Genomic DNA, 23,162 nt, shown 5'->3' with positions numbered 1-23,162 from the left:
AGGCCATGCAACCCCGCATTTCGTCCTCGCGCTGCCACGCCGGGAATCACGATCATGCGAGCGCTGATATGTTTCGTCGCTTTGCTGTTGACGGGCTCGGCCGCATTCGCCGATCCGCCGAAACTCGCCGTGTTCGACTTTGAATTGATCGACACCAGCCTGCCCGGCGAGTTCTATGGCTCCAAGCCCGAGGAGGCGCGGCTCGACCTCATCAGCGAGCAGTTGCGCAAGGCGCTGGTCGAGTCAGGCAGGTTCCAGCTGCTCGATATCGCGCCGATCCGGGATGCGGCCCGTCACGCCAATCTGCAGGCCTGCGGCGGCTGCGACCTGAAGCTTGCCGGGCAGCTGGGTGCCGATTTGGAAATCACCGGCATGGTGCAGAAGGTCTCGAACCTGATCATCAATCTGAACATCTATCTGCGCGACGTGAAGACCGGCAACATGATCACGGCCGCGAGCGCCGACATGCGCGGCAACACGGATGAATCCTGGACGCGCACGATGAGCTATCTGATCCGCAACCGGTTGCTGGCACCGAATTACGGCAAGCCGGAGTAGGTTCTTCTCTCCGCGTGCGCCGCTGCACCCTCTACCCTTGTGGGAGAGGGTGGCTCGCCGCGTAGCGGCGAGACGGGTGAGGGGTCTCTCTCCCCGAGTCTAACTCTCATTCGAATTCGCGGTGAGATACCCCTCATCCGGCGCTTCGCGCCACCTTCTCCCGCAAGGGGAGAAGGAAGAAAGCTCACCCCTTCAATCGCTCCGCATGCCAGTGCAGGTGATCGCCCATGAAGGTCGAGATGAAATAATAGCTGTGGTCGTAGCCCGCCTGCCGTCGCAGCGTTAGCGGGATGTTGGCCTTGGCACAGGCCGCCTGCAGCAATTCAGGACGAAGCTGCTCCTTCAGGAAATTATCAGCCTCGCCGACGTCGACGAGGAAGCCTGAGAACTTCGCGCCGTCCTCGATCAGCGCCACCGTGTCGTGGCTGCGCCAAACGTCCTTGTTGGGGCCGAGATAGCCGGTCAGCGCCTTGATGCCCCAGGGCACAAGCGACGGCGCCACGATCGGTGCGAAGGCGCTGGCCGCGCGAAAACGGTGCGGGTTGCGCAGCGCGACCGTCAGCGCGCCGTGGCCACCCATCGAATGGCCCATCACCGATTGCCGTTTGGCATCGACCGGAAAATTCTCCGCCACGAGTTTTGGCAGTTCGTCGGTGACGTAGCTCCACATGCGATAGTTGCGTGAAAACGGCGCCTCCGTCGCGTCGACATAGAAGCCGGCGCCGAGGCCGAAATCATAGGCATTATTGGCATCGCCCGGCACGTCGGGCCCGCGCGGGCTGGTGTCGGGCGCGACGAAGATCAGGCCGAGCTCGGCGCAGGCTTTGCGGAATTCGCCCTTCTCGGTGACGTTGGCGTGCGTGCAGGTGAGGCCGGAGAGATACCAGACCACGGGCAGCTTGGCGCCCTGCGCGTGCGGGGGAACATAGACCGAGAACGTCATGTCGGTTCCGGTTGCCTGGCTGGCATGGCGATACACGCCCTGCACGCCGCCATAGGATGTATTGGTCGAGACAGTCTGGATCGTCATGCCGTTATGCTCCGTGGCATCAAACCACATCAGGATTGCAACGCTTGTGTGACCGAATTGGTGGCGGCCGTCAGGCCACGCCGCTGTCGATCGCCAGCCGCACCAGCTCGACAGAGGTTTTCACCCCGAGCTTCTGGCGCATGATGGACGAAGTGTTGGCGACAGTCTTGTACGACGATTGCACCAGCCAGGCGATCTCGGAAAGGCTCTTTCCGGCGCTGAGCAGCCGCAAGATCTCCATCTCGCGCGCGTTCAGCTTCGACAGTGGGCTTTGCGCCAGCGCGGGTCCCGCAAAGGCGATGCTGCGCGCGATCGCGCTCGGCAGATAGGTGCCGCCGCCGCCAACGGTGCGGATCGCCTCGACGAGATCGTCGGGGTCGCCGGTCTTGGAGACATAGCCCTTGGCGCCGCACTCGATCGCACGCGCCGCGAAAGCTGGATCGTCGTTCATGCTGAACATGATGATTCGGGCCTCGGGCGCGCGCTCGAGGATGCGGCGCGCGAGCTCGAAGCCGGACACGGTCGGCAGGTTGATGTCGATGATCGAGAGGTCGGGGCGCTCGACGATGAAGACGCACTCGCCGTCTTCGGCGTCGGCGGCCTCCAAAATCTCGATCTCGCCCTCGTCGGCCAGCACGGCACGGCAGCCGGAGGCGACGATAGGATGATCGTCGACGATCAAAATGCGCATAGGCGTTCCTCGCGACAGCGTCTTGGCCTGTTTCGCGCCCGGCCGGGATTGCTGTACGCTTTCGATTAGATATCGGGCGCTTCGCCTCTGTCAACGTTATCGGACAGGCGCAGGCCAATCCTTCGCGGGGCACGGGCGATACCAATGTGGCAAAATCTATCCTTGCGTGGGCGCATCAACCTGCTGCTGGCGCTGCTGCTGGCGCTGGGGCTCGCCGTCAATATCGGCCGCCAGGTCGCGGAAGCCGGGCCGCGCGTGCAAGCCGAGGACCAGAGCGTGATCCGGCTCGCGCGCGAATTCATCGAGATGATCGTGGCGGATCTCAACGAGGCGCCCGATCCGGATGCCAGGCTGAACCAGATCGCACGCGACCTCAGCCGCCTGCGCCATGTCAGCATCGCGCTTCGGGACGAAGCCGGCCATCCGCTGACGCAGCCCCGGACCGACGCCGACGACGACACCCGCGCGCCGCCGGCCTGGTTCGTCAGCCTGGTGCATCCCGAGCAGACCGCGGTGAGCGTACCCGTCTCGATCCATGGCAAGCCGGGTTCGCTGCTGATCACTTCCCATCCCGATGACGAGATCGCCGAGATCTGGGACGCCATCGTGACCCAGCTCGAGGTCGGCTCTGTGATCGCGCTGGCGCTGTTCCTGGTGATGATGAATGTGATCGGCCGGGCACTGGCGCCGCTCCAATCCCTTGCGGATGTCATGGCCGAGCTCGAAGACGGGCGCTATCAGGCGCGCGTCGCGCCGGGCGGGGCGCCGGAGCTCGCCGCGATCTGCACCAAGCTCAACCATCTTGCGGCAACGCTCAGCGAGGCGATCGAGGACAAGCGGCGCCTCGCCGAGCGAACGGTGTCGCTCCAGGACGTCGAGCGCAAGGAGATCGCGCGCGAGCTCCATGACGAGTTCGGGCCATATCTGTTCTCGCTGCGCGCGCATGCCAGCGCGCTGGCGAAGCAGGCGGACGGACGCGCCCCGAGTGCGGAGGCCGTGCGAAAACACGGCAGTGCCATGCTGGAGCAGATCAACGCGCTTCAGCAGTTCAATCGCCGCGTGCTGGAGCGTCTCCGGCCCGTCGGCCTTGCCGAGCTCGGCCTGCGGCAGGCGCTGGAATCGCTGTCGCGGCTGTGGCGGGAGTCGCATCCCGATGTCACCATCGAGACCGCGATCTCGTCGGCGCTTGGCGTCACCGGGGAGACCGCCGACCTCACCATCTACCGCATCGTGCAGGAGGCGCTCACCAACGTGTTCCGCCACGCCGGCGCGACCTCGGTCAATGTCGTCATCGAGCCGGTGGCGCAGGCGGCAAGCGATGGCCGCGGCTGTGCCCGGGTACGGGTGAGCGACAATGGCCGGGGCATGGAGCCGGGCCAGAAGCTCGGCTTCGGCCTCGTCGGCATGCGCGAGCGGATCCTAGCGCTGGGCGGCACGCTCAACGTCGTCTCCGGCGACGGCGGTCTGACGGTCGAAGCGCTGGTTCCGACGGCGGCGGCCTGATCGCGTCGGGAAGAATTCCCGATTTTCTCGGGAAAATTGGTGCGGATACGGCCCGACCTTTTGTGGCTGGCGCACGCGTCCCTGCCGATTACACTCGTCTCGACCAACCGGCGAAAATCAAAACAGCCGGTGGCCACGGATGGGAAGGCTGGGATGGGCGATCGTGTTCGGTTCAAGCGTTTTGGGTTCAAGCCTCTTGGGTTCAAGCGTCGTTTGGTGATGGCCTCGGTTTCGACCGGGCTGGTGTCGGGGTTGATCTTCGCGATCCCGGCGGGGGCCGCGCAGGACGAGGAAACCAACGTCCAGAACCTGCCGCCGGTCGAGGTGACGGCGCCGCCGCCGTCGACGGCGCGGCGCACCGCGTCGTCGCGTCCGGTCGCGCACATCGGGGCACCATCATCCGCCAGCCCCAGGACGCGCCTCTACGTCTATCCGACCGCGCCGGGTACCGGCAGAGGTCTCGACGTCGACAAGGTCCCGTCGGCGATCAACGCCGTCGACGCCAGCCAGATCAAGCGCACCGGCTCGATGAACATCACCGACGCGCTTCGCGACAACATCGCCGGCGTCAACATCAGCGAGGTCACCGGCAATCCATTTCAGCCGGATGTCGAATTCCGCGGCTTCGTTGCCTCGCCGGTGACGGGCACGCCGCAAGGCCTCGCCGTGTATCAGAACGGCGTCCGCATCAACGAAGCCTTCTCCGACGCCGTCAACTGGGACCTGATCCCGACCGCGGCGATCCGGTCGGTGACGCTCGTGACCAACAACCCAGCCTTCGGCCTCAACGCGCTGGGTGGCGCGATCAATTTGCAAATGAAGGATGGTTTCACCTATCAGGGTGCGGAGCTCGATCTCATGGGCGGCTCGTTCGGCCGCATCCAGGGCTCGGCGCAATGGGGCAAGACGGTCGACAAGAACTACGGCGTCTATGCCGCGCTCGAAGGCCTGCACGACAGCGGCTTCCGCAATTTCTCCCAATCGGACGTGCGGCGCTTCTACGGCGATGTCGGCTACAAGGCCGGCGACAGCGAATTCCACGCCAACATGGGCGTCGCCAAGAACGATTTCGGCGCCAGCGCCACCGTTCCCGCCGAGCTGCTCGACAAATATTGGGGCGCGACCTACACGACACCGCAGACCACCTCCAATCGCGTCGGCTATCTCAATCTGACCGGCAAGGTCGATGCGACGCCGACCTGGACGCTCGAAGGCACTGCGCATGTGCGCAGGTACGAGCAGAAGCTCGTCGACGGCAATCCGACCGACGCGCAGGAATGCACCGATGCGGGGCTCGCCGGCCTTCTTTGCTTCGGCGACGGCGCCACACCGGCGAACGGCGTGAACGGCCTGCCGCTTGCCAATCCTTTCGCATCCGGGACCATCCTCGGCGAGATCGACCGCAGCTCGATACGTTCGACCACCTTCGGCGTGTCGGGGCAGGCCACCAATACCGATCAACTGTTCGGCCACGACAACCGCTTCGTGATGGGCGCCACCTATGACGCCAGCGTCACGCGCTATAACGCCACCGCCGAAATCGGCACGATCGGAGAAAACTACGTCGTCAGCGGCAGCGGCCTCTTCCTGGGGCCGACCGGCGTACCTGATACCGTTGCCGGCCCTGTCTCGCTGCGGACCGTCAACCAATATAACGGTCTCTATGCGATGGACACGTTCAATGTCACCGACGCCTTTGCCGTCACCGGCGGCGGCCGGTTCAACGTGGCGCGCATCTCACTGGAGGATCAGCTCGGGGCCGATCTCAACGGGGATCACACCTTCACCCGTTTCAATCCGGTGATCGGCGGCACCTACAAGCTCACGCCGGGGTTGACGGCCTATGCCGGCTATTCCGAGGCCAACCGCGTTCCGACGCCGCTCGAGCTCGGCTGCTCCGATCCTGCCCGTCCCTGTCTCATCGCCGCGTTTCTCGTCTCCGATCCGCCATTGAAGCAGGTCGTGTCCAAGACCGTGGAAGCGGGCCTGCGCGGCAGCAGGGAGCTGAACATCGGCACGCTCGGCTGGAAAATCGGCGGCTTCCGCGCCACCAATTACGACGACATCGTCGCGATCCCCGTGCCCGGCCGCACCGGCTTTGGCTATTTCTCCAATGTCGGCCGCACCCGGCGGCAAGGCCTCGAGGCCGAAATCAACATCAAATCGCCGACGGTTCAATTCCAGGCGAGCTACGCTTTCGTCGACGCGCGCTTCCTCGACGCGTTGTCCATCGGCTCCAACAGCCCGTTCGCCGATGGCGACGGCAACATCCAGGTCTCGCCCGGCAACCAGCTCCCCGCGATCCCGCGCCATCGCGTCAAGGTCGGTGTCGACTATGCGGTCACCGACGTCTGGAAGGTCGGCGGCAACGCGCTGTTCGTCTCCAGCCAATATCTGGTCGGCGACGAGTCCAACCAATATGCGAAGCTGCCGTCCTACACCGTGTTCAACCTGCACACGTCCTACCAGGTGACCAAGAACTTCCAGCTCTACGGCAAGATCGACAATATCTTCGACAAGCGCTACGCGACCTATGGACAGTTCTTCGATCGCGAAGCCGTGCCCAACTTCACCAATGGCGGTGCCGAGTTCACCGACCCGCGCTCGCTCAGCCCTGCAAGGCCGCGCGCCTTCTATGCGGGAATGCGGGTGACGTTCTGATCTGGCTCTGAAGCCCGGTCCATATGGGATGGCGAGGAGGCCGGTTTGCGCCGGCGCGGCGTGCCGCCACGGGTGTGTTCTACCTCAAGCCGATTGACTCATTGTTCATGTTTTGTTCTTATGCTGCTCGTCCAGCCAAGGGAGCGAGCCATGGACAACCGCATCAACGAAATTCGCAGGATCATCAGGGCGTTACGCGTCAGCATGCGTGAGGCCGAGGCGATCATGCATGAGCAGATCAACAGGGACGAGGACTGCAGCTTCGTCGCAGGCGAAGTCATGAAGATGCGCACGGTGATGAGCGGGCTCGTTCAGGAGCGGGCCGCGCTGGGAGACACGGACCCAATCGTCGTCGCCAGCCTCTTCGTTCCCCGCCGTCGGCCGATGCCATCGCGCGTCGGTGTCGAGAAGCGCCGTCTTGTTCCGCCGCGAGAGATGGCACGGGCATGAAGGGGGAGAGGCCGACCTACTTCTCCGACATGCAGGAGCCGCCGGAATTTCTGAAGGCGCTTCATCATGCGCGGCGCCTGTCCTGTCTGGAGGGTTGGTGCCGCATGCACATCGAGGCCATCCAGGTTGCGATTGATCAGTACGCGGAAGCGGCTCTCGGTAACCGGGAGTTCTTCCTCAACAAGCCGCACAGCATCGGCGAGAGCCGGAGAAGCGGTGATGTGCCGTAACAGCGGCGCATGTCGGCGTATCGACCTTCGAAAGGTCCGATGATCCCGCGCGCCGGCGAAGCTCGGGGTCGCGGTGTTTTTACCGATCGGAAACCATAGCGAATGATCCTAAAATTGTAACGAAACGACTTGGCTGTATCGGCGTCGATCTGTCGGAGGGCCCGTCCGATGACAGAGCACCAGTTGAGAGAGCAGGAATTCCAGATCGCGCGTTACAGGCGTTTGGAGCGCGAAGTGACCGATCCACTTGCCGCGTGTCTGCTTCACAGCATCATTGAAGACCTGGAAGCCGAGCTGCGCAGGGATAGCCCGGATTGGCATGGGCCGCGCGATTAACGCTTTGTTAGCGCTGATCGTGTCGATGATGCGCGAGGGAATACCGGGAGACTGCTCCCATGTTGAAGGACGGCACCTACGCCGCTTGGTACAAGACGCCGCTCGATCAGGGGACCGGGATCGTCCATATCGCGGACGGACAGATCTGGGGCTGCGACAGCCTGATGACCTATCACGGCTCTTGCAAGGTCGACGGCGATCGCTTCACCGCCACCGTGTCGACGAAGCGCCATACCGACGGACGCGCAACGGTGTTCGGCGTCGACGATGAGCTCACGCTGGATATCGAGGGAAACTGCCCGGGCAAGGTCGCGACCTACACGGCGATAGCAGCGCAAGTGCCGGGAATGATCCTCCAGGGTACGCTGATCCTGACGGAACAGCAGACCCCCGCACCCGAACAAGCCCGGCAGATACCGCCGTTCAATCCCGACAAGCTGCCAAAGTTGCCGAAGCGCTCACGCTGAGCGAGGGAGCCGCCGTCATCGAGCAGTTCACTGCGAATACGAAAGCTGATCTTCCGTGACGACTCGCTCGATTTTCTCAGACTTGCACTTGATGCGGTATCGGAGACGTCCATCGGCCTCGATAGGCATATGCTGGACGATGGTGTAAATCATCGGTGGCTCGGTTGCGGCACGTCCTTGTGGGCCTTGGGGCTGGTGGCGAACGTCTTCATTCAGCTTGTAGGCATACGACATATATCTACCTCGAATTCACAGTGGCTCTGACGCTGGGTCAGTCGTTGTATCCCTGGCAGGACAGGCACTTGGTCAAGCGGAAGAGGTGACCACAGTCTCACGCGGTCAAACCGCGTCATAGTCAGTCGTTCTCTTGCTTGACCGGTGCAGACAGACAATCGCCCAGAGCGGAGCGGCGATGGTTGCACCATACGCCATATTTTCGGACTTTGGTCGTAATTTCCGAGCCGTTTATGGCATTCTGTGAGCCTACGGGCCCTCGTTTCGAGAGGAACTGACAACTTCCTCGCCGGATTGGGCTGGTATTTCGGCTTTGGGGTAGCTCTGCCGACAATTGCCGTGGCCCCTTTCGGACAACTTTGTCGCATTCTGCAATCCTGCATCCTCGGCCCTCGGCTCGCCCGCTTCTCAAACGACCCGCGATTCGCCATGGTGCCGCCGCAAGAGCATCACCGGAGCACTATCAATGTCGGACAAGGTCTCGCGTCGCCAGTTCGCCACGCTGGCAGGATTGTCCGCAGCCGGAATCGCCAATCCTCTCGAGGTCGCGGACGCCAAGCCCGCATCGCCGCCGCGGAGCGTGGACGGCTTTCCGGCGGGCTTTGTCTGGGGCACGGCGACCTCGTCCTATCAGGTCGAGGGCGCAGTCAACGAGGACGGGCGAGGGGCCTCGATCTGGGACAAGTTCGTCCGCATCCCCGGCAAGATCGAGGACGGCTCGACCGGCGATCGCGCCAACGAGCACTATCACCGCTACAAGGAAGACATCGCGCTCATCAGGGAACTCGGCTGCAAGGCCTATCGCTTCTCGGTAGCCTGGCCGCGGCTGTTTCCGGACGGCGACGGCAAACCCAACCCGAAGGGGCTCGACTTCTACAATCGCCTGGTCGACGAGCTCCTCAAGAACGGCATCGAGCCGTGGCTGACGCTCTATCATTGGGACCTGCCGCAATCGCTCCAGGACCGGTTTGGCGGCTGGCGCTCGACGGAGACCTGCAAGATCTTCGGTGATTACGCGGCCTATGTCGCCGGGCACCTGACCGATCGCGTCAAGAACGTCTTCACACTGAACGAGAGCGGTCGGTTCGTCCATTTCGGCTACGGCATCGGCATCGACGCGCCCGGCGTGACACTGCCACAAGCCGAGGTCAACCAGATCAGGCACAATAGCGCACTCGCGCACGGGCTCGCGGTGCAGGCGGTACGCGCCCATGGCCGCCGCGGCACCAGGGTGGGGCCGGCCGAGAACATCGATGCCTGCGCGCCCGCGATCGACACGCCGGAGAACGTCCGTGCCGCCGAGATCGCGCTGCGCGAGATGAACGCCGGCTATCTCAACGTCATCATGACGGGCCAGTATACCGACGCCTTCCTGAAGTTCGCGGGGCGCGACGCGCCGAAATACACCGATGCCGAGCTGAAGATCATATCTTCGCCGGTCGATTTCCTCGGCCTCAACATCTACGCGCCGCAGAACTACGTGGTGGCGTCCGACCAGGGCGCGGGCTTCATGCCGCTGCCGATCCCGAAATCGTTCCCGCACATGAATTCGGACTGGCTGCGCGTCGGCCCCGAGACGATCTACTGGGTGCCGAAGCTGGCGGCGAAGATCTGGAAGACGGATGCGATCTATATCAGCGAGAACGGCACCTCCGGCGAAGACGTCGTGACGCCCGACGGCAAGATCTACGACACCGACCGCATCATGTATCTGCGCAACTACCTCGCTCAGCTCCAGCGCGCCACCGCCGAAGGCGTGCCGGTGCGCGGCTACTTCCTCTGGAGCCTGATGGACAATTTCGAATGGGTGTTCGGGCTCAACAAGCGCTTTGGGCTCTACCACGTCAATTTCGACACCCAGGTGCGTACGCCGAAGCTCAGCGCCAGCTTCTATCGCAACGTGATCGCGAAGAACGCGGCGGGGGCGTAGCGGCGTCTCTTCGCCTCTCCCCGCTTGCGGGGAGAGGCCGGATTTTACGCGCAGCGGAAAATCCGGGTGAGGGGGAGTCTCCGCGAGTCCGTCTGTCACCGTCTTTGTTGAGGCAGCCCCTCACCCCAACCCTCTCCCCGTAAGAACGGGGAGAGGGAGTGCAGCGCCGCGCATTGACTCCACTCTCTGCCTTATTCAAAACCGTCCTCAACCACTCATAACAAGAGGACACGCCAATGACCGATGCACTCATCATCGATGCCTGCCGGACCCCACGGGGCGTCGGCAAGGCCGGCAAGGGCGCACTCTCGGGCATTCATCCGCAGCAGCTGGGAGCAACCGTGCTGCACGCGCTCGCGACGCGCACCGGCATCGACACCGCCGATGTCGACGACATCGTCTGGGGCTGCAGCGCGCAGGTCGCAACGCAAGGCGGCGATCTCGGCCGCATGTCGGCGCTGGATGCCGGCTACGACGTACGCGCCAGTGCCGTGACGCTCGACCGCTTCTGCGGCTCCGGCATCACCAGCGTCAACATGGCCGCAAGCTCGATCATGGCGGGCGCGGAAGATCTCGTCGTCGCCGGCGGCTGCGAGATGATGTCGATGGAAGGGCGTCGCGGCGCCGGTCCGATGATGATGGACAACGGCAATCTGCGCCTGCGTGCGCGGCATCCGCAGTCGCATCAGGGCGTCTGCGCCGACGCGATCGCAACGCTGGAAGGCATCACGCGAAGGGACGTCGACGCGCTCGGCCTCGAAAGCCAGAAGCGCGCAGCCTTTGCGATCGCGAATGGCCACTTCAAGAACAGCCTCGTGCCGGTGCATCGCGAGGACGGCAGCCTCGCGCTCGACCATGAAGAATATCCGCGGCCGCAGACCACGATGGAAGGGTTGAGCGCTTTGAAGCCCGCATTCCCCGCGGTCGCCGACCATGCGCTCGACGACAAGGGCACGACCTATCGCGGCCTGATCCTGCAGAAGTACCCCGAACTCGAGATCGACTTCATGCACCACGCCGGCAATTCGTCCGGCGTCGTCGACGGCGCCGCCGCGATCCTTCTGGCTTCGCCCGCTTACGCCAGGGCGCACGGCCTGAAGCCGCGCGCCCGCGTCGTTGCGATGGCCAACATGGGGGACTCGCCGACCTTGATGCTGAACGCGCCGGTGCCGGCGACGCGCAAGGTGCTGGCGAAAGCGGGGCTGACCATCGACGACATCGACCTGTTCGAGATCAACGAGGCCTTTGCCGTGGTGGCGGAAAAATACATCCGCGACCTCAAGCTCGATCGCGCCAAGGTCAACGTGAACGGCGGCTCGATCGCACTCGGCCACCCCATCGGCGCCACCGGCTCGATCCTGATCGGCACCCTGCTCGACGAGCTCGAACGGCGCGACTTGAAGCGCGGTCTCGTCACCATGTGCGCGGCTGGTGGCATGGCCCCGGCCATCATCATCGAACGTATCTAGCGCGAGCGAAGCTCGTCGCGCTCTATAAAAATAAGGGAGAGAAAGTACCCGCGACCGCCGCATCACGACGATCTAGCCCTATTTTCCAGGGTGAATCGCGACCGGCCTTTCACAAAGAGGCCGGTCGTCGCTTGTCGAAAGCATCGAATCAGCTTTAGCAAGGCTGCGTGCGGGCCTTTGAAACAAGGTAAAATCCGCTGCCTGAGGCTTCTTCCGTTCCGGAAGTGGCTAAAATGCAGGGTTTTTTGCCACAGAGGGCCAAAAAAGCTCGTAAAACCCCGACAAAACTGTGCAGAAGGCTATAGGCCTTCACCGGTTGGTCTAATATGCAGCCGTCAACGAATCAGAGGAGACACGATGGCCACCCAAATGTCGAAATCGCAGCTGATCGAAAAGATCGCGACCACCACCGAGCTTTCCAAGCGTGACGTCAAGAGCGTCATGGAGACGCTGACCGACGTCGGTCACAAGGAGCTCAAGAAGAACGGCCTGTTCCTGGTGCCGGGCTTCGCCAAGTTCGTGGTCATCAAGAAGCCCGCGACCAAGGCGCGCAAGGGCACCAACCCGTTCACGGGCGAAGAGATGATGTTCAAGGCCAAGCCGGCCCGGAAGATCGTCCGCGCCCGCCCGGTCAAGGCCGCCAAGGACGCCGTGGGCTAACAACGCAAAGGCCCCCTCGCATAGGAGGGGGCCTTTTGTTCGGGGCTGTCGCGAGGACTTGAGACGGAGGGCTCAACCCTTGCGGCGCTTCGCGCGAACCGGGACCGGCTGAAGCCGCGGTCCTGATGCCGCCAGCGCATCGCGAACCCCGTCGATGGCGCGATCCAGCAACTGGCGCAGCCGTTGCGTTGTCCGCGATCGCTTCGCTCTTTCCAGCAGTTTCTTCATCGCATTCACTCCGCCGCTTCGACCTTGGCCTCGATCTTGGCTTCGACTTTGGCCTCGGCCGGCTCGAGCGCCGCGGCGATGGCTTCGTCGACGCGCTCCAGCCAGATGAATTCGAGGCTGTCCCGCGCGCTCTTCGGGATGTCGTCGTAGTCCCGCTTGTTGCGCGCCGGCAGCATCACCCGCTTCAGGCCCGCGGCCGCAGCCGCCACCACCTTCTCCTTGATGCCACCGACCGGCAGCACCAGGCCGCGCAGCGAGATCTCGCCGGTCATGGCGGTGTCGCTGCGCACCGTGCGATTGGTGAGCAGGGACGTCAGCGCCGTGAACATCGCGACCCCCGCACTCGGCCCGTCCTTCGGGGTCGCGCCTGCGGGCACGTGAACGTGGATGTCGCTCTTTTCGAACAGCTGCGGATCTATGCCGAGCTGCGTGGCCTTGCTCTTCACCAGCGTCATCGCAGCCTGCACGCTCTCGCGCATGACCTCGCCGAGCTGGCCGGTCAGGATCATCCCGCCGCGACCGGATACCCGCGAGGCCTCGATGAACAGGATGTCGCCGCCGACCGGCGTCCAGGCAAGGCCGGTGGCCACGCCTGGAATGCTGGTGCGCTGTGCGATCTCACCTTCGAAGCGCGGCTGGCCGAGCACGGTGCCGATATCCTTCGGCGTCACGACGACCTTGACAGCCGTGCCCTCGGCGACCTGCACCGCGGCATGCCGGAACAGTTTGCCGATCTCGCGCTCGAGGTTACGTACGCCGGCTTCGCGGGTGTAGCCCTTGACGACCAGCTGCAGCGCCTCCGGCTCGATCTCGGCCTGCTCGGCCGTCAAGCCATTGGCCTCGAGCTGCCGCCGCACCAGGTAGCGCTTCGCGATCTCCAGCTTCTCTTCCTGGGTGTAGCCGGCGAGGCTGATCAGCTCCATGCGATCCAGCAGCGGACCCGGGATCTGGTCCAGCATGTTGGCGGTCGCGATGAACACCACGCGCGACAGGTCGAAGGGCACGCCCAGGTAATTATCCCGGAACGTCCCGTTCTGCTCGGGGTCAAGCACCTCCAGCATTGCTGCGGAAGGATCGCCCTGCACGCCGCGGCCCATCTTGTCGATCTCGTCCAGCATCATGACGCAATTCCGGGTGCCGGCCTTCTTGATGCCCTGGATGATGTTGCCGGGCAGCGCGCCGATATAGGTGCGCCGGTGGCCGCGGATCTCAGCCTCGTCATGCACGCCGCCGAGACTGACGCGCACGAAGGGACGGTCCATCGCGCGTGCGATGGATTGGCCGAGCGAGGTCTTGCCGACGCCGGGCGGTCCGACGAAGCACAGGATCGGCGCCTTGCCCTGCGGCGCCAGCTTGCGCACCGCCAGATATTCGATGATCCGGCTCTTGATCTTCTCCAGGCCAAAGTGGTCGGCATCGAGGATGCGGCGCGCTTCCTTGATGTCGATCGGCTTCTCCGCGGGCAGCGCCCATGGCAGCTCGATCAGCCAGTCCAGGTAAGTGCGGACCATGCCGGCCTCGCCGGCGGCCTCCGGCATGCGCTCGTAGCGGCGCAGCTCCTTCTTCGCATGCGCGTCGGCCTCGGGCGGCATGTTGGCCTTGGCGATGGCAGCGGTCAGCTCGGCGACCTCGGCCGCCTTGCCGTCGCCTTCGCCGAGCTGGCGCTGGATGGTCGCCATCTGCTCGCGCAGGATCGCCTCGCGCTGCCGCTCGTCGAAGCTGGCGCGGGTCTGCTGGCCGATCTCGTTGCTGATGCGCAGCACCTCCAGCCGTTCGGCCAGATGCTTCGACACCTTCTCGACGCGCAAGGCGAGGTCGATGGTCTCCAGCACCTCCTGCTTGTCCTGCGGCTTGATGTCCATGAACGAGGTCGCCAGGTCCGCCAGCGCCCCGGGCGCAGTGGTGCCCTGGAACATCGCGATCAGCTCCGGCGGCGCCTGCGGCAGCAGCTCGATCGCCTCGATGGCCTGACGCTGCAGGTTCAGCCCGCGGGCCTCGATCTCGGGCGTGCTCGTGGTCGGCTCCGGAATCTGCTGGATCCGCGCAGCCGGGAACGGCGTCCCCGGCAGGAAGTCGAGGATGCGCGCGCGCTGCACGCCCTGGCAGACGATGTGATGGGTGCCGTCGGGCGCGGTGATGTAGCGCACAATGTTGGCGATGGTCGCGACCCGATAGAGGTCGTCCGGACCGGGCTCCTCGGTCTCGGGGCTGCGTTGCAGGACGATGCCGACCGGCCGCTGCTCGCGCAGCGCCTGTTGCGCGGCGGCGACGGACTTTGGTCGCGCGATCGCGATCGGCGCGATGGCGCCGGGGAACAGCACCATTTCGCGCACGGGAATGATGATCAGCGCGTCTTCGGGAATCTTCACGTCGGAATTGCTCTGGGGATTGGTCGGTGCGGTATTCATACGTTCGGTGGCCATGATCGACCTCAGGATTTGGCGAGGCGCAGCGCGACGCAGCCGTCCATCACGAAGCGGCTGATGGCGTAGCGGCCAACGGGCAATGCAATGCGGCGCTCAAAACGCCCCTGCGGCAGTTCGAGCCGGTGGATGCGGGCGTTGCGAAGCTCCGGCGGAAGGGTGCGCTGGCCGGAGATGACAAGCACGCCGTCATGGATGACAGTCTCGACATTGTCGGGATTGACGCCGGGAAGCGCGACCAGGATCAGGAGCTCATGCTCGGTTTCGAGCACGTCGATCGGCGGCTCCCAGCAGGCTTCCTGGCGGCCGAACTGCTGGCGCAGCCGTTCGGCGCGGGTCAGCGAGTCCAGGGCTTCGGACAGCATCCAGTCGAGGGGATTTTTGGGTTGCATGATGCGGGCTCGGCGGTGGGGAACGCTGAATATGGGGCCGGTTCCCGAGAATTCCAGCCCGGCGGCGCGCAGGTGCCATGCGGATCGTGCGATCCGAAAACACAAGCGCCGCGGCCTTCCGGCCGCGGCGTTTCGTCGTCACGCCACGTGGGGCTCAGGCCGCCTGGCGGTATTCCTCTTCCGCCTCGAGGTTGATCACGGACGTCGCGAGCTCCGTCAGGGTGTGATCGGTCGCCTCTTCCTCGTCCAGCGTCGCCTGCAGCAGCTTTGCCGCGTCCTGCATGCCGAGCTCCTCGGCCCAGGTGCGCAGCGTGCCGTAGCGGGAGATTTCGTAGTGCTCGACCGCCTGCGCGGCTGCGAGCAGGCCGGCGTCGAGCGCAGGAGCGTTCTTGAACTCCTTCATGATCTCGGCGCCTTCATCGGTGATGCCGTTGATCGCCTCGCAAGGCTTGCCGCGAGCCGGCTTGCCCAGCATCTTGAAGATCTGGTCCAGACGTTTGACCTGGCCCTGGGTCTCGCGCAGATGCTTGTTGAAAGCCGCCGCGAGCTCCTTCGAGTTGGCAGCCTTGGCCATCTTGGGCAAGGTCTTGATGATCTTGTTCTCGGCGAAATAGATGTCCTTGAGCGTCTCCAGGAATAGGTCGCTCAACATCTTCGGCGCCTGACGGGCGCGGCCCGTCGACGATTTCTTGGTTGTGCGCTTCTTTGCTTTCTTGGCCATACATCCTCCTGTCGAGGTGAACGGGAAGGCCCCGCCTTCCTCTATCCTCGGGCGATCAAGACTCTGCGCGGCCAAAGGTTCCCAATATGCAACGCAGTGTGGATTAACCCGGCCGTTTGTACGGATCGTCCTGCCGCTGTCGCGCTTCCGTCGCGCGATCGAGGCGTGCGCGCTCGCTGCGACGGAGGTGACCGGCCTTCATGACGCCGTAGACGAGGGCGCCGCCGAGCACGAACGCGCCGATGAACCAGAGCCAAAGCATCTGGCTCGAGGCGTGGCCCAGCAACATGCTAACTCCGCTGTCGCTCATAGATGATCTCCACCATGTCCCTTGCGGTCATGGTCAGCTAAGTCGGATGGCGGAAGGTCGTTCCTCAACCAGCCCTCCTCGCATCCGACGCCTCACACTGGATTGGCGACAGGCTGCCGCACCGCTGTCCCTTTCGGCTCGCCCGCCCGTGCGGTGAAGTCGCCGGCCTCGGTTGAGGTCCGCAGCCATTTCGTCACATCCCCGATCGCGTCCCGGGGCGATCGGCCGAATTTCCTCAAGCCCCGGAAATATTCCAGCTGAAGATGGGCCGACGTGCCGCGCTTGGGGATGGTCTTGAGATGCTGGATATCGTCCTCGATGCGAAGATGCGCGATGTCGGGCGCCAGCATGGCGATCACCGTTTCCAGCCAGGTCCTGAACGAGACCGGCTCGAACGACACCAGATCGATATACGTCCCGTCGGTTCCGTAGCGCTGGGCACGCCAGCGGTTCTCCTCGATCAGCGCGCGGTGCACGGCCGAATACGTGGCGTTCAGATCCGGATGGTGCACGGCGTGCCTGACCAGCGCGCGAAACAGCGCCGCGATCGCCACCGAATCGGCAATTGCCGTGCAGCAGTCGGTGATGCGCAGCTCCAGGGTCGGATGTTGGAGCGAAGGCCGGAGCGCCCACCACACATAAGTGGCGTTGGGGACGATACCTGCATCGACCAGGGTTCTCACATAGGTCTCGTATTCCGCGAGGTTGCGAAACATCTCGGGAAAGCCGGTCCGGGGCAGGGCGTCATTTGCGGCATTGCGGTAGCCGAGCAATCCGGTGGGGTAGCCGCACCAGAACGGCGACGAGGTCGACAGCGCCAGCAGCAGCGGCAGGAACGGGACCAGGCGGTGCATGATCTCGACCCGGTGGTCCGGCTCGGGCACCTCGACGTGGACGTGCAGCCCGCTGATCGGATTGCCGAGCCCGACCATCCCGAGGTCGTTGATGACCTTGCTGTAGCGGCGCTTGCGCGTCATGCGCTGCTGCTGGGGTTGAGCCAACGGATGCGTCCCCGCCGCGACGATACCGACCCCGTGCTCCTTGCCGACCTCGGCCAGAACCGCGCGGTAGTGCGCGAGCTCGGCGATGGCATCGGCTGAAGTCGCCAATGGCGGCGTCGCCACTTCGATCTGCGATTGCAGGATCTCGGTGGTCAGCCGCTCCCCGAGGCGTTTCTGGGCCGCTGCCATATAGGATTTGGGCAGCTCGGACTTCGGTGCCGCCGATTGGCGGCTGACCAGAAAATATTCCTCCTCGATGCCGAAGCGATAACGGTGCATGACCTACGCTGCCCCTTGCGCCTTCGCATGCTGACGAACCGCGTCTCCGAAGGCAGAGAGAATGCGGGCCGACGCATGGTCGGAGCTCGCCCAATAATCGGGATGAAAGAGGGTGCCGAGCGCAAAAGCGCCCGCGCCTTCGACGCTGACGGCCTCGACCGAGCCGTCTTCGGCGACGGCCTCCGCCACCAGACCCGGTGCGAGATCGTCGATCAGGAAGCTGTGCAGCGAATTGACGGTGATGGCATCTGAGCCGCAGATCTGTTGCAACACGCCACTCTTGCGCAGCGTCACTTTTTGCCGCAGCCGATAGCGGGCATCCTCATTGTCCGCCTCGGGCGTGCCGTGGCGTTTGTCCTCCGGCAAACCGTCTGGCTCCTTCGCCAGCGTGCCGCCAAAGGCGACGTTGAGCTCCTGGATTCCGCGGCAGACGAACAGGGCGGGAATGCCGCGCGCTAGCGCGCGCGGAATCAGGCGAAGCGCGACCTCGTCGCGGAATTCATCAAACGGACCATCACGCGCTTCGTCGGCTGTTTGTCCGTAGCGGGAAGGATGGACGTTGGTCTGTCCACCGCCGATGAAGAGGCCGTCGAGGCCGTCGAGATACGCATCGACATCTGCTTCGGGGGCCGCGGGCAAGACCCGCGGCACGGCGCCAGCGACGAGGCCGACGGCGTTGACGCAGACCAAGGCGACGGAGGCAAGCTGCTCGCCGCGCGCAACGATGGAATCCGAGAGGATGCCGACCTGCGGCGCCCCGCTGCGGGCTTGCCACTGGCCTTGCGATGTGGTGAGCCGCCATTGCTGAAGGCCGTAGGCGACTGCGTCCGCGGCGCTGCCGAATTGGTGAATGGCGGCCTTGAGTTCTCTGACGTTTGTCCCTAATCGAAGCGCCCAGCGGCTGCAGGAAATGGGATCGTGCGGATCAATTCTGGAACGGGGCTCGTGCAATTGTCTGTGCTGCTTCTGCTCGGATATTGATGATCAGTGAAACGGCAATCCTGCAGAATGGTTGCTTCGCGATTGAGCTCGTTGATCTTTTTGACCCGACACTGAACTAACTTTTGTTATTGCGACGTGCTTGGGCCGTCAGACCGGAAGAGGCGCCATGATCGATTTCACCCTGTCCGCGTTCGTGACGCTGCTGCTCGTGGTCGATCCCGTGGGCCTTGCTCCCGCCTTCCTCGCCGCGACCGGAGGCATGCCAGACAAGACCAAACGCACCATCGCGCTGCGCGCGCCGCTGATTGCGGCGTCGATCCTGGTGGTGATCGCCCTGATCGGAAACTGGCTGCTGCGCCAGCTCGGGATCGGCATCCCCGCCTTCCAGATCGCCGGCGGACTGCTGCTGTTCGGCGTGTCCTACCAGATGATCTTCGGCGACCGTCCGCATCGCGAGGCCCGCGAGGCCGACAAGGCGAGCTCCGAGCATGCCTCCGACGTCGCGGTATTCCCGCTGGCGATCCCGATGATGGCCGGTCCCGGCGCGATCGCAACCACGCTGCTCCTGACGGGCGATGCCGGCTACGGGCCGAGGCTCGCGATCATCATCGCGGTCGTGCTCTCCGTGTGCCTGCTTTGCATGCTCTGCTTTGTCTCCGCGAACATGATCGCGCGGAGCCTTGGGCGCACCGGCAACGCCGTCCTCTCGCGCGTGCTCGGCATGCTGCTCGCGGCCTATTCGGTGCAGTTCGTGATCAACGGGATCGCGGCGGTCCGGGCGAGCTTGCTGTAGAGCTGCGGCAATCAGTTAATGCGTTGATTTTCATGTTTATTTCATGATGCCATGAGGCGGCCGGCGGGATCGCGCGTGATCCGGTCCGCTTTCTCTTGCGCTGCCATATGGCTTGACGTACTCCCCGTCTGACAGGCGCCCATCGTCAGGAAATCGAGATGTCGATGACAGCGGACGAGCTCGACAAGAGACAGGCCATCATCGACGCCTGCCGCCGCATGAACGCGCTCGGCATCAACCAGGGCACCTCGGGCAATATCAGCGTCCGGCATGTGGACGGGCTTCTGGTGACCCCGACCAGTGTGCCCTATGACGCCATGACGCCGGACCAGATCGTGTTCATGACGATGGACGGCTCGCACGCGCCCGCTCAGAAGCCGTCCAGCGAGTGGCGCTTCCACCTCGACATCCTGAAGGCCCGGCCAGACGTCAACGCCGTCGTCCACGCCCATCCGACCTATTGCACTATCCTGGCGATCATGGGCCTGGAGATCCCGCCCGTGCACTACATGATCGCAGCCGCCGGCGGCGACAGCATCCGCTGCGCGCCCTATGCCACCTTCGGAACGATGGAGCTGTCCGAACATGCAGTGCGGGCGCTGGAGGGCAGGCTTGCCTGCCTGCTCGACCATCACGGCATGATCGCGATCGGGAAGTCGCTGGACAAGGCGATGTGGCTCGCCGTCGAGGTCGAGACGCTGGCGCGGCAATATCACGGCTGTCTCCAGATCGGAGAGCCGCCGCTGCTGTCGAGCGCCGAGATCGAGCGGGTCCGCCAGCGCATGTCCGGCTACGGCATGGCGGAAGGGTAGGGCGGACAGAAAGTGTTCCTGCGGATCAGACATCTCGCCGACCGCAAGGGGACGAACCGCGTCATGGTTCGGCTGCGGGCGCTGCTGCGCAGCAACGAATTCTATCTGATCCCGCTGGCGCTGGTGATCGGCACGCTTGCCGGCGCCATCGTGACGCTGATGGCCGAGATTGCGCAGATTGCCCATATGGTGATCTACGGCATTCCCATCGACGTCCGCCTGTCCGCCAATACCAGCGTCAGTCCCTGGGCCGCGCTGATCGCGCCCGCGCTGGGCGGATTGGCGCTCGGTATCATGGAGTGGTGGCGCCGACGGCTGAAGCTCTCCAGCGCGGTCGATCCGATCGAGGCGAACGCGCTGCGTGGTGGCAATCTGTCGATGCGCGACAGCGTGGTGGTGTCCAGCCAGACCTTGATCTCGAACGGTTGCGGCGCCTCCGTCGGCCTCGAGGCCGGCTATACCCAGATCGGCTCGGGCATTGCCTCGCTGCTCGGCAAGTTTTTCAATCTGCGCCGCAACGATCTGCGTCTGATCGTCGGCTGCGGCGCCGCCGCGGCGATCGCGGCGGCCTTCGGTGCACCGATCACAGGCGCCTTCTACGCCTGCGAGCTGATCGTCGGCGTCTATTCGGTCGGCAGCGCCGCGCCGATCCTCGCCGCCTCGCTCGCCGGTGCGCTGACCGCGCAATGGCTCGGCGGCGCGCCATACTCGCTCGAAATCCCCAAGGTCAGCGCCGTCGGCGTCGAGCAATATCTGGCGCTGATCGGGCTTGCGCTCGTCACCAGCGGCGTCGGCATCGCCGTGATGCGCTCGTCCTCGATGTTCGAGCGCCTGTTCAAATGGCTGCCGGTCTGGCTGCGCCCGGTGATCGGCGGCCTGATCGTCGGCGGCTTTGCGATTGTCACGCCGCAGGTGCTGGCGGCCGGTCACGGCGCGATGGTGCTCGATCTCTTTCACGACATGACGATCGGCCTGATCGCGCTGATCATCGCCTTGAAGGTGACGGCCTGCCTGATCTCGCTCGCCTCCGGCTTCCGCGGCGGGCTGTTCTTTGCCTCGCTGTTCGTCGGTAGCCTGATCGGAAAGTTCTTTTCCGCGGTGCTGCTCTTGATCAGCCCCAACTTCGTGATCGATCCGCTGGTCGCGATGCTGACGGGCATGGCGACGCTCGGCGTCGCCATCGTCGGCGGTCCCTTGACGATGTCGTTCCTCGTGCTCGAGATGACCCGCAACGTCGATGTCACCGCCGTGGTGCTCGCCGGCTGCATCGTCACCTCGATCTGCGTCCGCTTTATGTTCGGCCACTCCTTCTCGACCTGGCGCCTGCATCTGCGCGGCGAGACCATCCGCAGCGCCAACGACGTCGGCTGGCTGCGCAACCTCACCGTCGAGCGGCTGATGCGCTCCGATGTCGGCAAGGTGCCGTCGACCACGACGATCGCCGCGGTCCGTCGCGAATTCGTGCTGGGATCGCGGCCCGGGATCGTCATCGTCAACAATGCGGACGAATATGTCGGCCTCGTCCTGCTGCCGGACCTGTTCTCCGGCGATCTCGACACCATCGCCGACGAGATCCAGGTGATCGAGCTCGCGCGCCTGACCGAGATCGTGCTGATCCCGGAGATGAACGTGAAGTCGGCCATGGCGGTGTTCGACGAGGCGGAGGCCGAGATGCTGGCGGTGGTCGATTCCACCGACAGCCGCAAGGTGGTCGGCTTCCTCACCGAGACCTTCGCCCGGCGTCGCTATGTCGAGGAGATCGACAAGGCGACGCGTGGCGTGCTCGGGGCGTTGTCGTAAGGTCACGCGGAAGCGGGACGGCGGGCGTCATGCGCCGCCGTCCGCGCCGGCTATCGGGCCGGTTGGGAGGGAGCAGCAACGACGCTCGCCACGATCCGGCGGACCAGTGGCAGCACCATCAGCAGCGTCGGAAACGCGACGAGCCATGACAGCGCCCAGGCGCCCGGCCAGGTCGCGAGAAATGCCGGCGTTGCGCCGAGGCTTCGAAGCGTGGAAATGACCGACACCACGGCCGTCATGAGGATGGACAGCACGAATGGCATCACGATCGGCGCATAGCGCGCCGGCAGTTTGCGAACCGCAATCATCTGGTTTCTCTTTGGAATAGGACGCGTCAGTCACGGTGAACCCAAGAATGGCATCGATCCCGACAGCGTCGGTTGATGCGTTGGTTCACGTAAAACGCTTACGGCGACCGAAAAACGGTGCGTCTGTTCATTATCCGCTCATGTTGGATGGTTCAAGCTGGATCTGGACGTTCGGTTTACAAACGTTCGAAGCGTGGCAGATTGCCGCGATCCTGAAACCATTTCAGTGGTTTGCGCATTAAGTCTTGTTTGATTGTGTCGCTTTGAGCGAGAACAGGGAAGGTCAAGATGAATAAGGGACCGATGATTTCTGCAGCCGGCCGCAACGTTGCGTTGGCAGCTTTCGCAAGTCTTGTTCTGATTACGGCTTCGATCACCCCTTCGGCTGCCAACTCGCCCGCGCCCGCCAAGGCCGCTGCCGCGGGCCCGGCCGCTCCGGCTGCCACCGATTTCAGCGCGGCTCGCCGCCATCGCTACTATCGTCGAGGCCCGAACGCTGCAGGCCTTGCCTTCATGGGCGTGGCGGCAGGTCTGATCGGCGGTGCGATCGCAGAGAGCAGGCGCCAGGAGTACTACGAGGACCGCTATAATTACGGCCCCGGTCCTTACTACGGCGGCCAGGGCTATTACGGCGGCGGTCCCTACTATGGTCCGCGTGGCTATTATCAGCCGTATTAGGCGCCTGTCCTCGCCGCAGTCTCGTTTCGCGCCAAGATAGCAACAAGGGGCGGTGTTTTGCACCGCCCCTTGTTGCTTCTGCGCGAGGCGTCTCGTTGCGCGACCTGTGTCGCCGGTGCGTCAACCTCCTTCGGAAAAAATATTCCACTTTACCGAAATTCGGTTTTGGCGTATGTGTGGCCCATCCCGGCTCATCCTTGAGGGGCGATCTTGTGGTCGTCACGTTCGCGAGCCGGGCTTGCGGTGGACGCGGCAG

At 64.1% G+C, this 23,162-nt stretch carries 24 protein-coding genes; 14 read left to right on the top strand and 10 right to left on the bottom strand.

Translation table 11 applies throughout. From position 1 onward, the window contains the following. Window positions 1-54 precede the first annotated feature (54 nt). Window positions 55-558 (top strand): DUF3280 domain-containing protein, encoded by a 504-nt coding sequence (locus tag AC0L3J_RS31220; RefSeq protein WP_456768819.1) that lies wholly within the window; start codon window positions 55-57, stop codon window positions 556-558. A 184-nt stretch (window positions 559-742) separates the two neighbouring features. Here the strand turns inward: AC0L3J_RS31220 and fghA are convergent, their stop codons facing one another. Then, window positions 743-1,588, bottom strand: a complete 846-nt coding sequence (fghA, locus tag AC0L3J_RS31215; protein ID WP_473349583.1) for an S-formylglutathione hydrolase — start codon at window positions 1,586-1,588, stop codon at window positions 743-745. A 70-nt stretch (window positions 1,589-1,658) separates the two neighbouring features. Continuing rightward, on the bottom strand, window positions 1,659-2,279 hold the full coding sequence (locus tag AC0L3J_RS31210; RefSeq protein ID WP_018460280.1) for a response regulator: 621 nt from the start codon (window positions 2,277-2,279) through the stop codon (window positions 1,659-1,661). Window positions 2,280-2,423: 144 nt separating this feature from the next. Here AC0L3J_RS31210 and AC0L3J_RS31205 point away from each other — a divergent pair, with 144 nt between their 5' ends. From AC0L3J_RS31205 to AC0L3J_RS31165, 9 genes are all read left to right on the top strand, one after another. Continuing rightward, on the top strand, window positions 2,424-3,782 hold the full coding sequence (locus AC0L3J_RS31205; RefSeq protein WP_473349582.1) for a histidine kinase: 1,359 nt from the start codon (window positions 2,424-2,426) through the stop codon (window positions 3,780-3,782). A gap of 153 nt (window positions 3,783-3,935) precedes the next feature. After that, entirely contained in the window at window positions 3,936-6,443 is a 2,508-nt protein-coding gene (locus AC0L3J_RS31200; RefSeq protein ID WP_473349581.1) for a TonB-dependent receptor, read from the top strand. 150 nt (window positions 6,444-6,593) lie between these two features. After that, window positions 6,594-6,893, top strand: coding sequence for a hypothetical protein (locus tag AC0L3J_RS31195; RefSeq protein WP_007601417.1), 300 nt, complete (start codon window positions 6,594-6,596; stop codon window positions 6,891-6,893). Continuing rightward, entirely contained in the window at window positions 6,890-7,123 is a 234-nt protein-coding gene (locus AC0L3J_RS31190) for a hypothetical protein (protein ID WP_063995436.1), read from the top strand. The genes AC0L3J_RS31195 and AC0L3J_RS31190 overlap by 4 nt, the downstream gene beginning before the upstream one ends. A 168-nt stretch (window positions 7,124-7,291) precedes the next feature. Next, on the top strand, window positions 7,292-7,459 hold the full coding sequence (locus AC0L3J_RS31185; RefSeq protein WP_007612915.1) for a hypothetical protein: 168 nt from the start codon (window positions 7,292-7,294) through the stop codon (window positions 7,457-7,459). 59 nt (window positions 7,460-7,518) lie between these two features. Further along, entirely contained in the window at window positions 7,519-7,926 is a 408-nt protein-coding gene (locus AC0L3J_RS31180) for a hypothetical protein (RefSeq protein ID WP_473349580.1), read from the top strand. Window positions 7,927-8,626: 700 nt separating this feature from the next. Further along, window positions 8,627-10,090 (top strand): GH1 family beta-glucosidase, encoded by a 1,464-nt coding sequence (locus AC0L3J_RS31175; protein ID WP_473349579.1) that lies wholly within the window; start codon window positions 8,627-8,629, stop codon window positions 10,088-10,090. Between the two features lie 236 nt (window positions 10,091-10,326). Continuing rightward, the gene (locus AC0L3J_RS31170) at window positions 10,327-11,559 is read left to right on the top strand and encodes an acetyl-CoA C-acetyltransferase (protein WP_473349578.1); all 1,233 of its coding nucleotides are present in this window, start codon (window positions 10,327-10,329) and stop codon (window positions 11,557-11,559) included. 357 nt (window positions 11,560-11,916) lie between these two features. After that, window positions 11,917-12,219 (top strand): HU family DNA-binding protein, encoded by a 303-nt coding sequence (locus AC0L3J_RS31165; protein ID WP_007601427.1) that lies wholly within the window; start codon window positions 11,917-11,919, stop codon window positions 12,217-12,219. Between the two features lie 72 nt (window positions 12,220-12,291). On the opposite strand, the gene AC0L3J_RS31160 is transcribed toward AC0L3J_RS31165, so the two are convergent. The 7 genes from AC0L3J_RS31160 to AC0L3J_RS31130 form a co-directional block, all read right to left on the bottom strand. Beyond that, window positions 12,292-12,447 (bottom strand): hypothetical protein, encoded by a 156-nt coding sequence (locus AC0L3J_RS31160; RefSeq protein WP_199198739.1) that lies wholly within the window; start codon window positions 12,445-12,447, stop codon window positions 12,292-12,294. Between the two features lie 5 nt (window positions 12,448-12,452). Beyond that, window positions 12,453-14,870 (bottom strand): endopeptidase La, encoded by a 2,418-nt coding sequence (gene lon / locus AC0L3J_RS31155; RefSeq protein WP_473349577.1) that lies wholly within the window; start codon window positions 14,868-14,870, stop codon window positions 12,453-12,455. Window positions 14,871-14,878: 8 nt separating this feature from the next. Next, window positions 14,879-15,262 (bottom strand): Hsp20/alpha crystallin family protein, encoded by a 384-nt coding sequence (locus AC0L3J_RS31150; RefSeq protein WP_007601432.1) that lies wholly within the window; start codon window positions 15,260-15,262, stop codon window positions 14,879-14,881. Between the two features lie 154 nt (window positions 15,263-15,416). Continuing rightward, a complete protein-coding gene (locus AC0L3J_RS31145; RefSeq protein WP_007601433.1) occupies window positions 15,417-15,983 on the bottom strand; it encodes a YciE/YciF ferroxidase family protein in 567 nt (188 codons plus the stop codon). 103 nt (window positions 15,984-16,086) lie between these two features. Then, the gene (locus tag AC0L3J_RS31140) at window positions 16,087-16,293 is read right to left on the bottom strand and encodes a hypothetical protein (protein ID WP_456768828.1); all 207 of its coding nucleotides are present in this window, start codon (window positions 16,291-16,293) and stop codon (window positions 16,087-16,089) included. 92 nt (window positions 16,294-16,385) lie between these two features. Further along, complete coding sequence (locus AC0L3J_RS31135; protein WP_473349576.1) at window positions 16,386-17,573, bottom strand: carboxylate-amine ligase; 1,188 nt, start codon at window positions 17,571-17,573, stop codon at window positions 16,386-16,388. 3 nt (window positions 17,574-17,576) lie between these two features. Continuing rightward, complete coding sequence (locus tag AC0L3J_RS31130) at window positions 17,577-18,524, bottom strand: gamma-glutamyl-gamma-aminobutyrate hydrolase family protein (RefSeq protein ID WP_473349575.1); 948 nt, start codon at window positions 18,522-18,524, stop codon at window positions 17,577-17,579. 157 nt (window positions 18,525-18,681) lie between these two features. Between AC0L3J_RS31130 and AC0L3J_RS31125 the strand changes: the two genes are divergently transcribed. The 3 genes from AC0L3J_RS31125 (at window position 18,682) to AC0L3J_RS31115 (ending at window position 21,920) form a co-directional block, all read left to right on the top strand. Further along, window positions 18,682-19,308, top strand: a complete 627-nt coding sequence (locus tag AC0L3J_RS31125) for a MarC family protein (protein WP_473349574.1) — start codon at window positions 18,682-18,684, stop codon at window positions 19,306-19,308. Window positions 19,309-19,466: 158 nt separating this feature from the next. Then, window positions 19,467-20,120, top strand: a complete 654-nt coding sequence (locus AC0L3J_RS31120) for an L-fuculose-phosphate aldolase (RefSeq protein WP_473349573.1) — start codon at window positions 19,467-19,469, stop codon at window positions 20,118-20,120. Between the two features lie 12 nt (window positions 20,121-20,132). Continuing rightward, complete coding sequence (locus AC0L3J_RS31115) at window positions 20,133-21,920, top strand: chloride channel protein (RefSeq protein WP_473349572.1); 1,788 nt, start codon at window positions 20,133-20,135, stop codon at window positions 21,918-21,920. A gap of 50 nt (window positions 21,921-21,970) precedes the next feature. On the opposite strand, the gene AC0L3J_RS31110 is transcribed toward AC0L3J_RS31115, so the two are convergent. Next, window positions 21,971-22,228, bottom strand: a complete 258-nt coding sequence (locus AC0L3J_RS31110; protein ID WP_456768835.1) for a DUF2798 domain-containing protein — start codon at window positions 22,226-22,228, stop codon at window positions 21,971-21,973. A gap of 288 nt (window positions 22,229-22,516) precedes the next feature. Here AC0L3J_RS31110 and AC0L3J_RS31105 point away from each other — a divergent pair, with 288 nt between their 5' ends. After that, window positions 22,517-22,906: a hypothetical protein gene (locus tag AC0L3J_RS31105; protein ID WP_473349571.1), complete on the top strand. Its 390-nt coding sequence runs from the start codon at window positions 22,517-22,519 to the stop codon at window positions 22,904-22,906. Window positions 22,907-23,162: the final 256 nt, after the last annotated feature.

The organism is Bradyrhizobium sp. Kon37 (genome assembly GCF_055807535.1).
The sequence above is the reverse complement of the archived record's forward strand: the minus strand, read 5'-3'. Positions and strand labels throughout refer to the sequence as shown.

Bases quoted from the DNA above. Each gene is read 5' to 3' on its own strand.
- AC0L3J_RS31220 (WP_456768819.1), top strand. From the start codon at position 55: ATGCGAGCGCTGATATGTTTCGTCGCTTTGCTGTTGACGGGCTCGGCC.
- fghA (WP_473349583.1), bottom strand. From the start codon at position 1,588: ATGACGATCCAGACTGTCTCGACCAATACATCCTATGGCGGCGTGCAG.
- AC0L3J_RS31210 (WP_018460280.1), bottom strand. From the start codon at position 2,279: ATGCGCATTTTGATCGTCGACGATCATCCTATCGTCGCCTCCGGCTGC.
- AC0L3J_RS31205 (WP_473349582.1), top strand. From the start codon at position 2,424: ATGTGGCAAAATCTATCCTTGCGTGGGCGCATCAACCTGCTGCTGGCG.
- AC0L3J_RS31200 (WP_473349581.1), top strand. From the start codon at position 3,936: ATGGGCGATCGTGTTCGGTTCAAGCGTTTTGGGTTCAAGCCTCTTGGG.
- AC0L3J_RS31195 (WP_007601417.1), top strand. From the start codon at position 6,594: ATGGACAACCGCATCAACGAAATTCGCAGGATCATCAGGGCGTTACGC.
- AC0L3J_RS31190 (WP_063995436.1), top strand. From the start codon at position 6,890: ATGAAGGGGGAGAGGCCGACCTACTTCTCCGACATGCAGGAGCCGCCG.
- AC0L3J_RS31185 (WP_007612915.1), top strand. From the start codon at position 7,292: ATGACAGAGCACCAGTTGAGAGAGCAGGAATTCCAGATCGCGCGTTAC.
- AC0L3J_RS31180 (WP_473349580.1), top strand. From the start codon at position 7,519: ATGTTGAAGGACGGCACCTACGCCGCTTGGTACAAGACGCCGCTCGAT.
- AC0L3J_RS31175 (WP_473349579.1), top strand. From the start codon at position 8,627: ATGTCGGACAAGGTCTCGCGTCGCCAGTTCGCCACGCTGGCAGGATTG.
- AC0L3J_RS31170 (WP_473349578.1), top strand. From the start codon at position 10,327: ATGACCGATGCACTCATCATCGATGCCTGCCGGACCCCACGGGGCGTC.
- AC0L3J_RS31165 (WP_007601427.1), top strand. From the start codon at position 11,917: ATGGCCACCCAAATGTCGAAATCGCAGCTGATCGAAAAGATCGCGACC.
- AC0L3J_RS31160 (WP_199198739.1), bottom strand. From the start codon at position 12,447: ATGAAGAAACTGCTGGAAAGAGCGAAGCGATCGCGGACAACGCAACGG.
- lon (WP_473349577.1), bottom strand. From the start codon at position 14,870: ATGGCCACCGAACGTATGAATACCGCACCGACCAATCCCCAGAGCAAT.
- AC0L3J_RS31150 (WP_007601432.1), bottom strand. From the start codon at position 15,262: ATGCAACCCAAAAATCCCCTCGACTGGATGCTGTCCGAAGCCCTGGAC.
- AC0L3J_RS31145 (WP_007601433.1), bottom strand. From the start codon at position 15,983: ATGGCCAAGAAAGCAAAGAAGCGCACAACCAAGAAATCGTCGACGGGC.
- AC0L3J_RS31140 (WP_456768828.1), bottom strand. From the start codon at position 16,293: ATGAGCGACAGCGGAGTTAGCATGTTGCTGGGCCACGCCTCGAGCCAG.
- AC0L3J_RS31135 (WP_473349576.1), bottom strand. From the start codon at position 17,573: ATGCACCGTTATCGCTTCGGCATCGAGGAGGAATATTTTCTGGTCAGC.
- AC0L3J_RS31125 (WP_473349574.1), top strand. From the start codon at position 18,682: ATGATCGATTTCACCCTGTCCGCGTTCGTGACGCTGCTGCTCGTGGTC.
- AC0L3J_RS31120 (WP_473349573.1), top strand. From the start codon at position 19,467: ATGTCGATGACAGCGGACGAGCTCGACAAGAGACAGGCCATCATCGAC.
- AC0L3J_RS31110 (WP_456768835.1), bottom strand. From the start codon at position 22,228: ATGATTGCGGTTCGCAAACTGCCGGCGCGCTATGCGCCGATCGTGATG.
- AC0L3J_RS31105 (WP_473349571.1), top strand. From the start codon at position 22,517: ATGAATAAGGGACCGATGATTTCTGCAGCCGGCCGCAACGTTGCGTTG.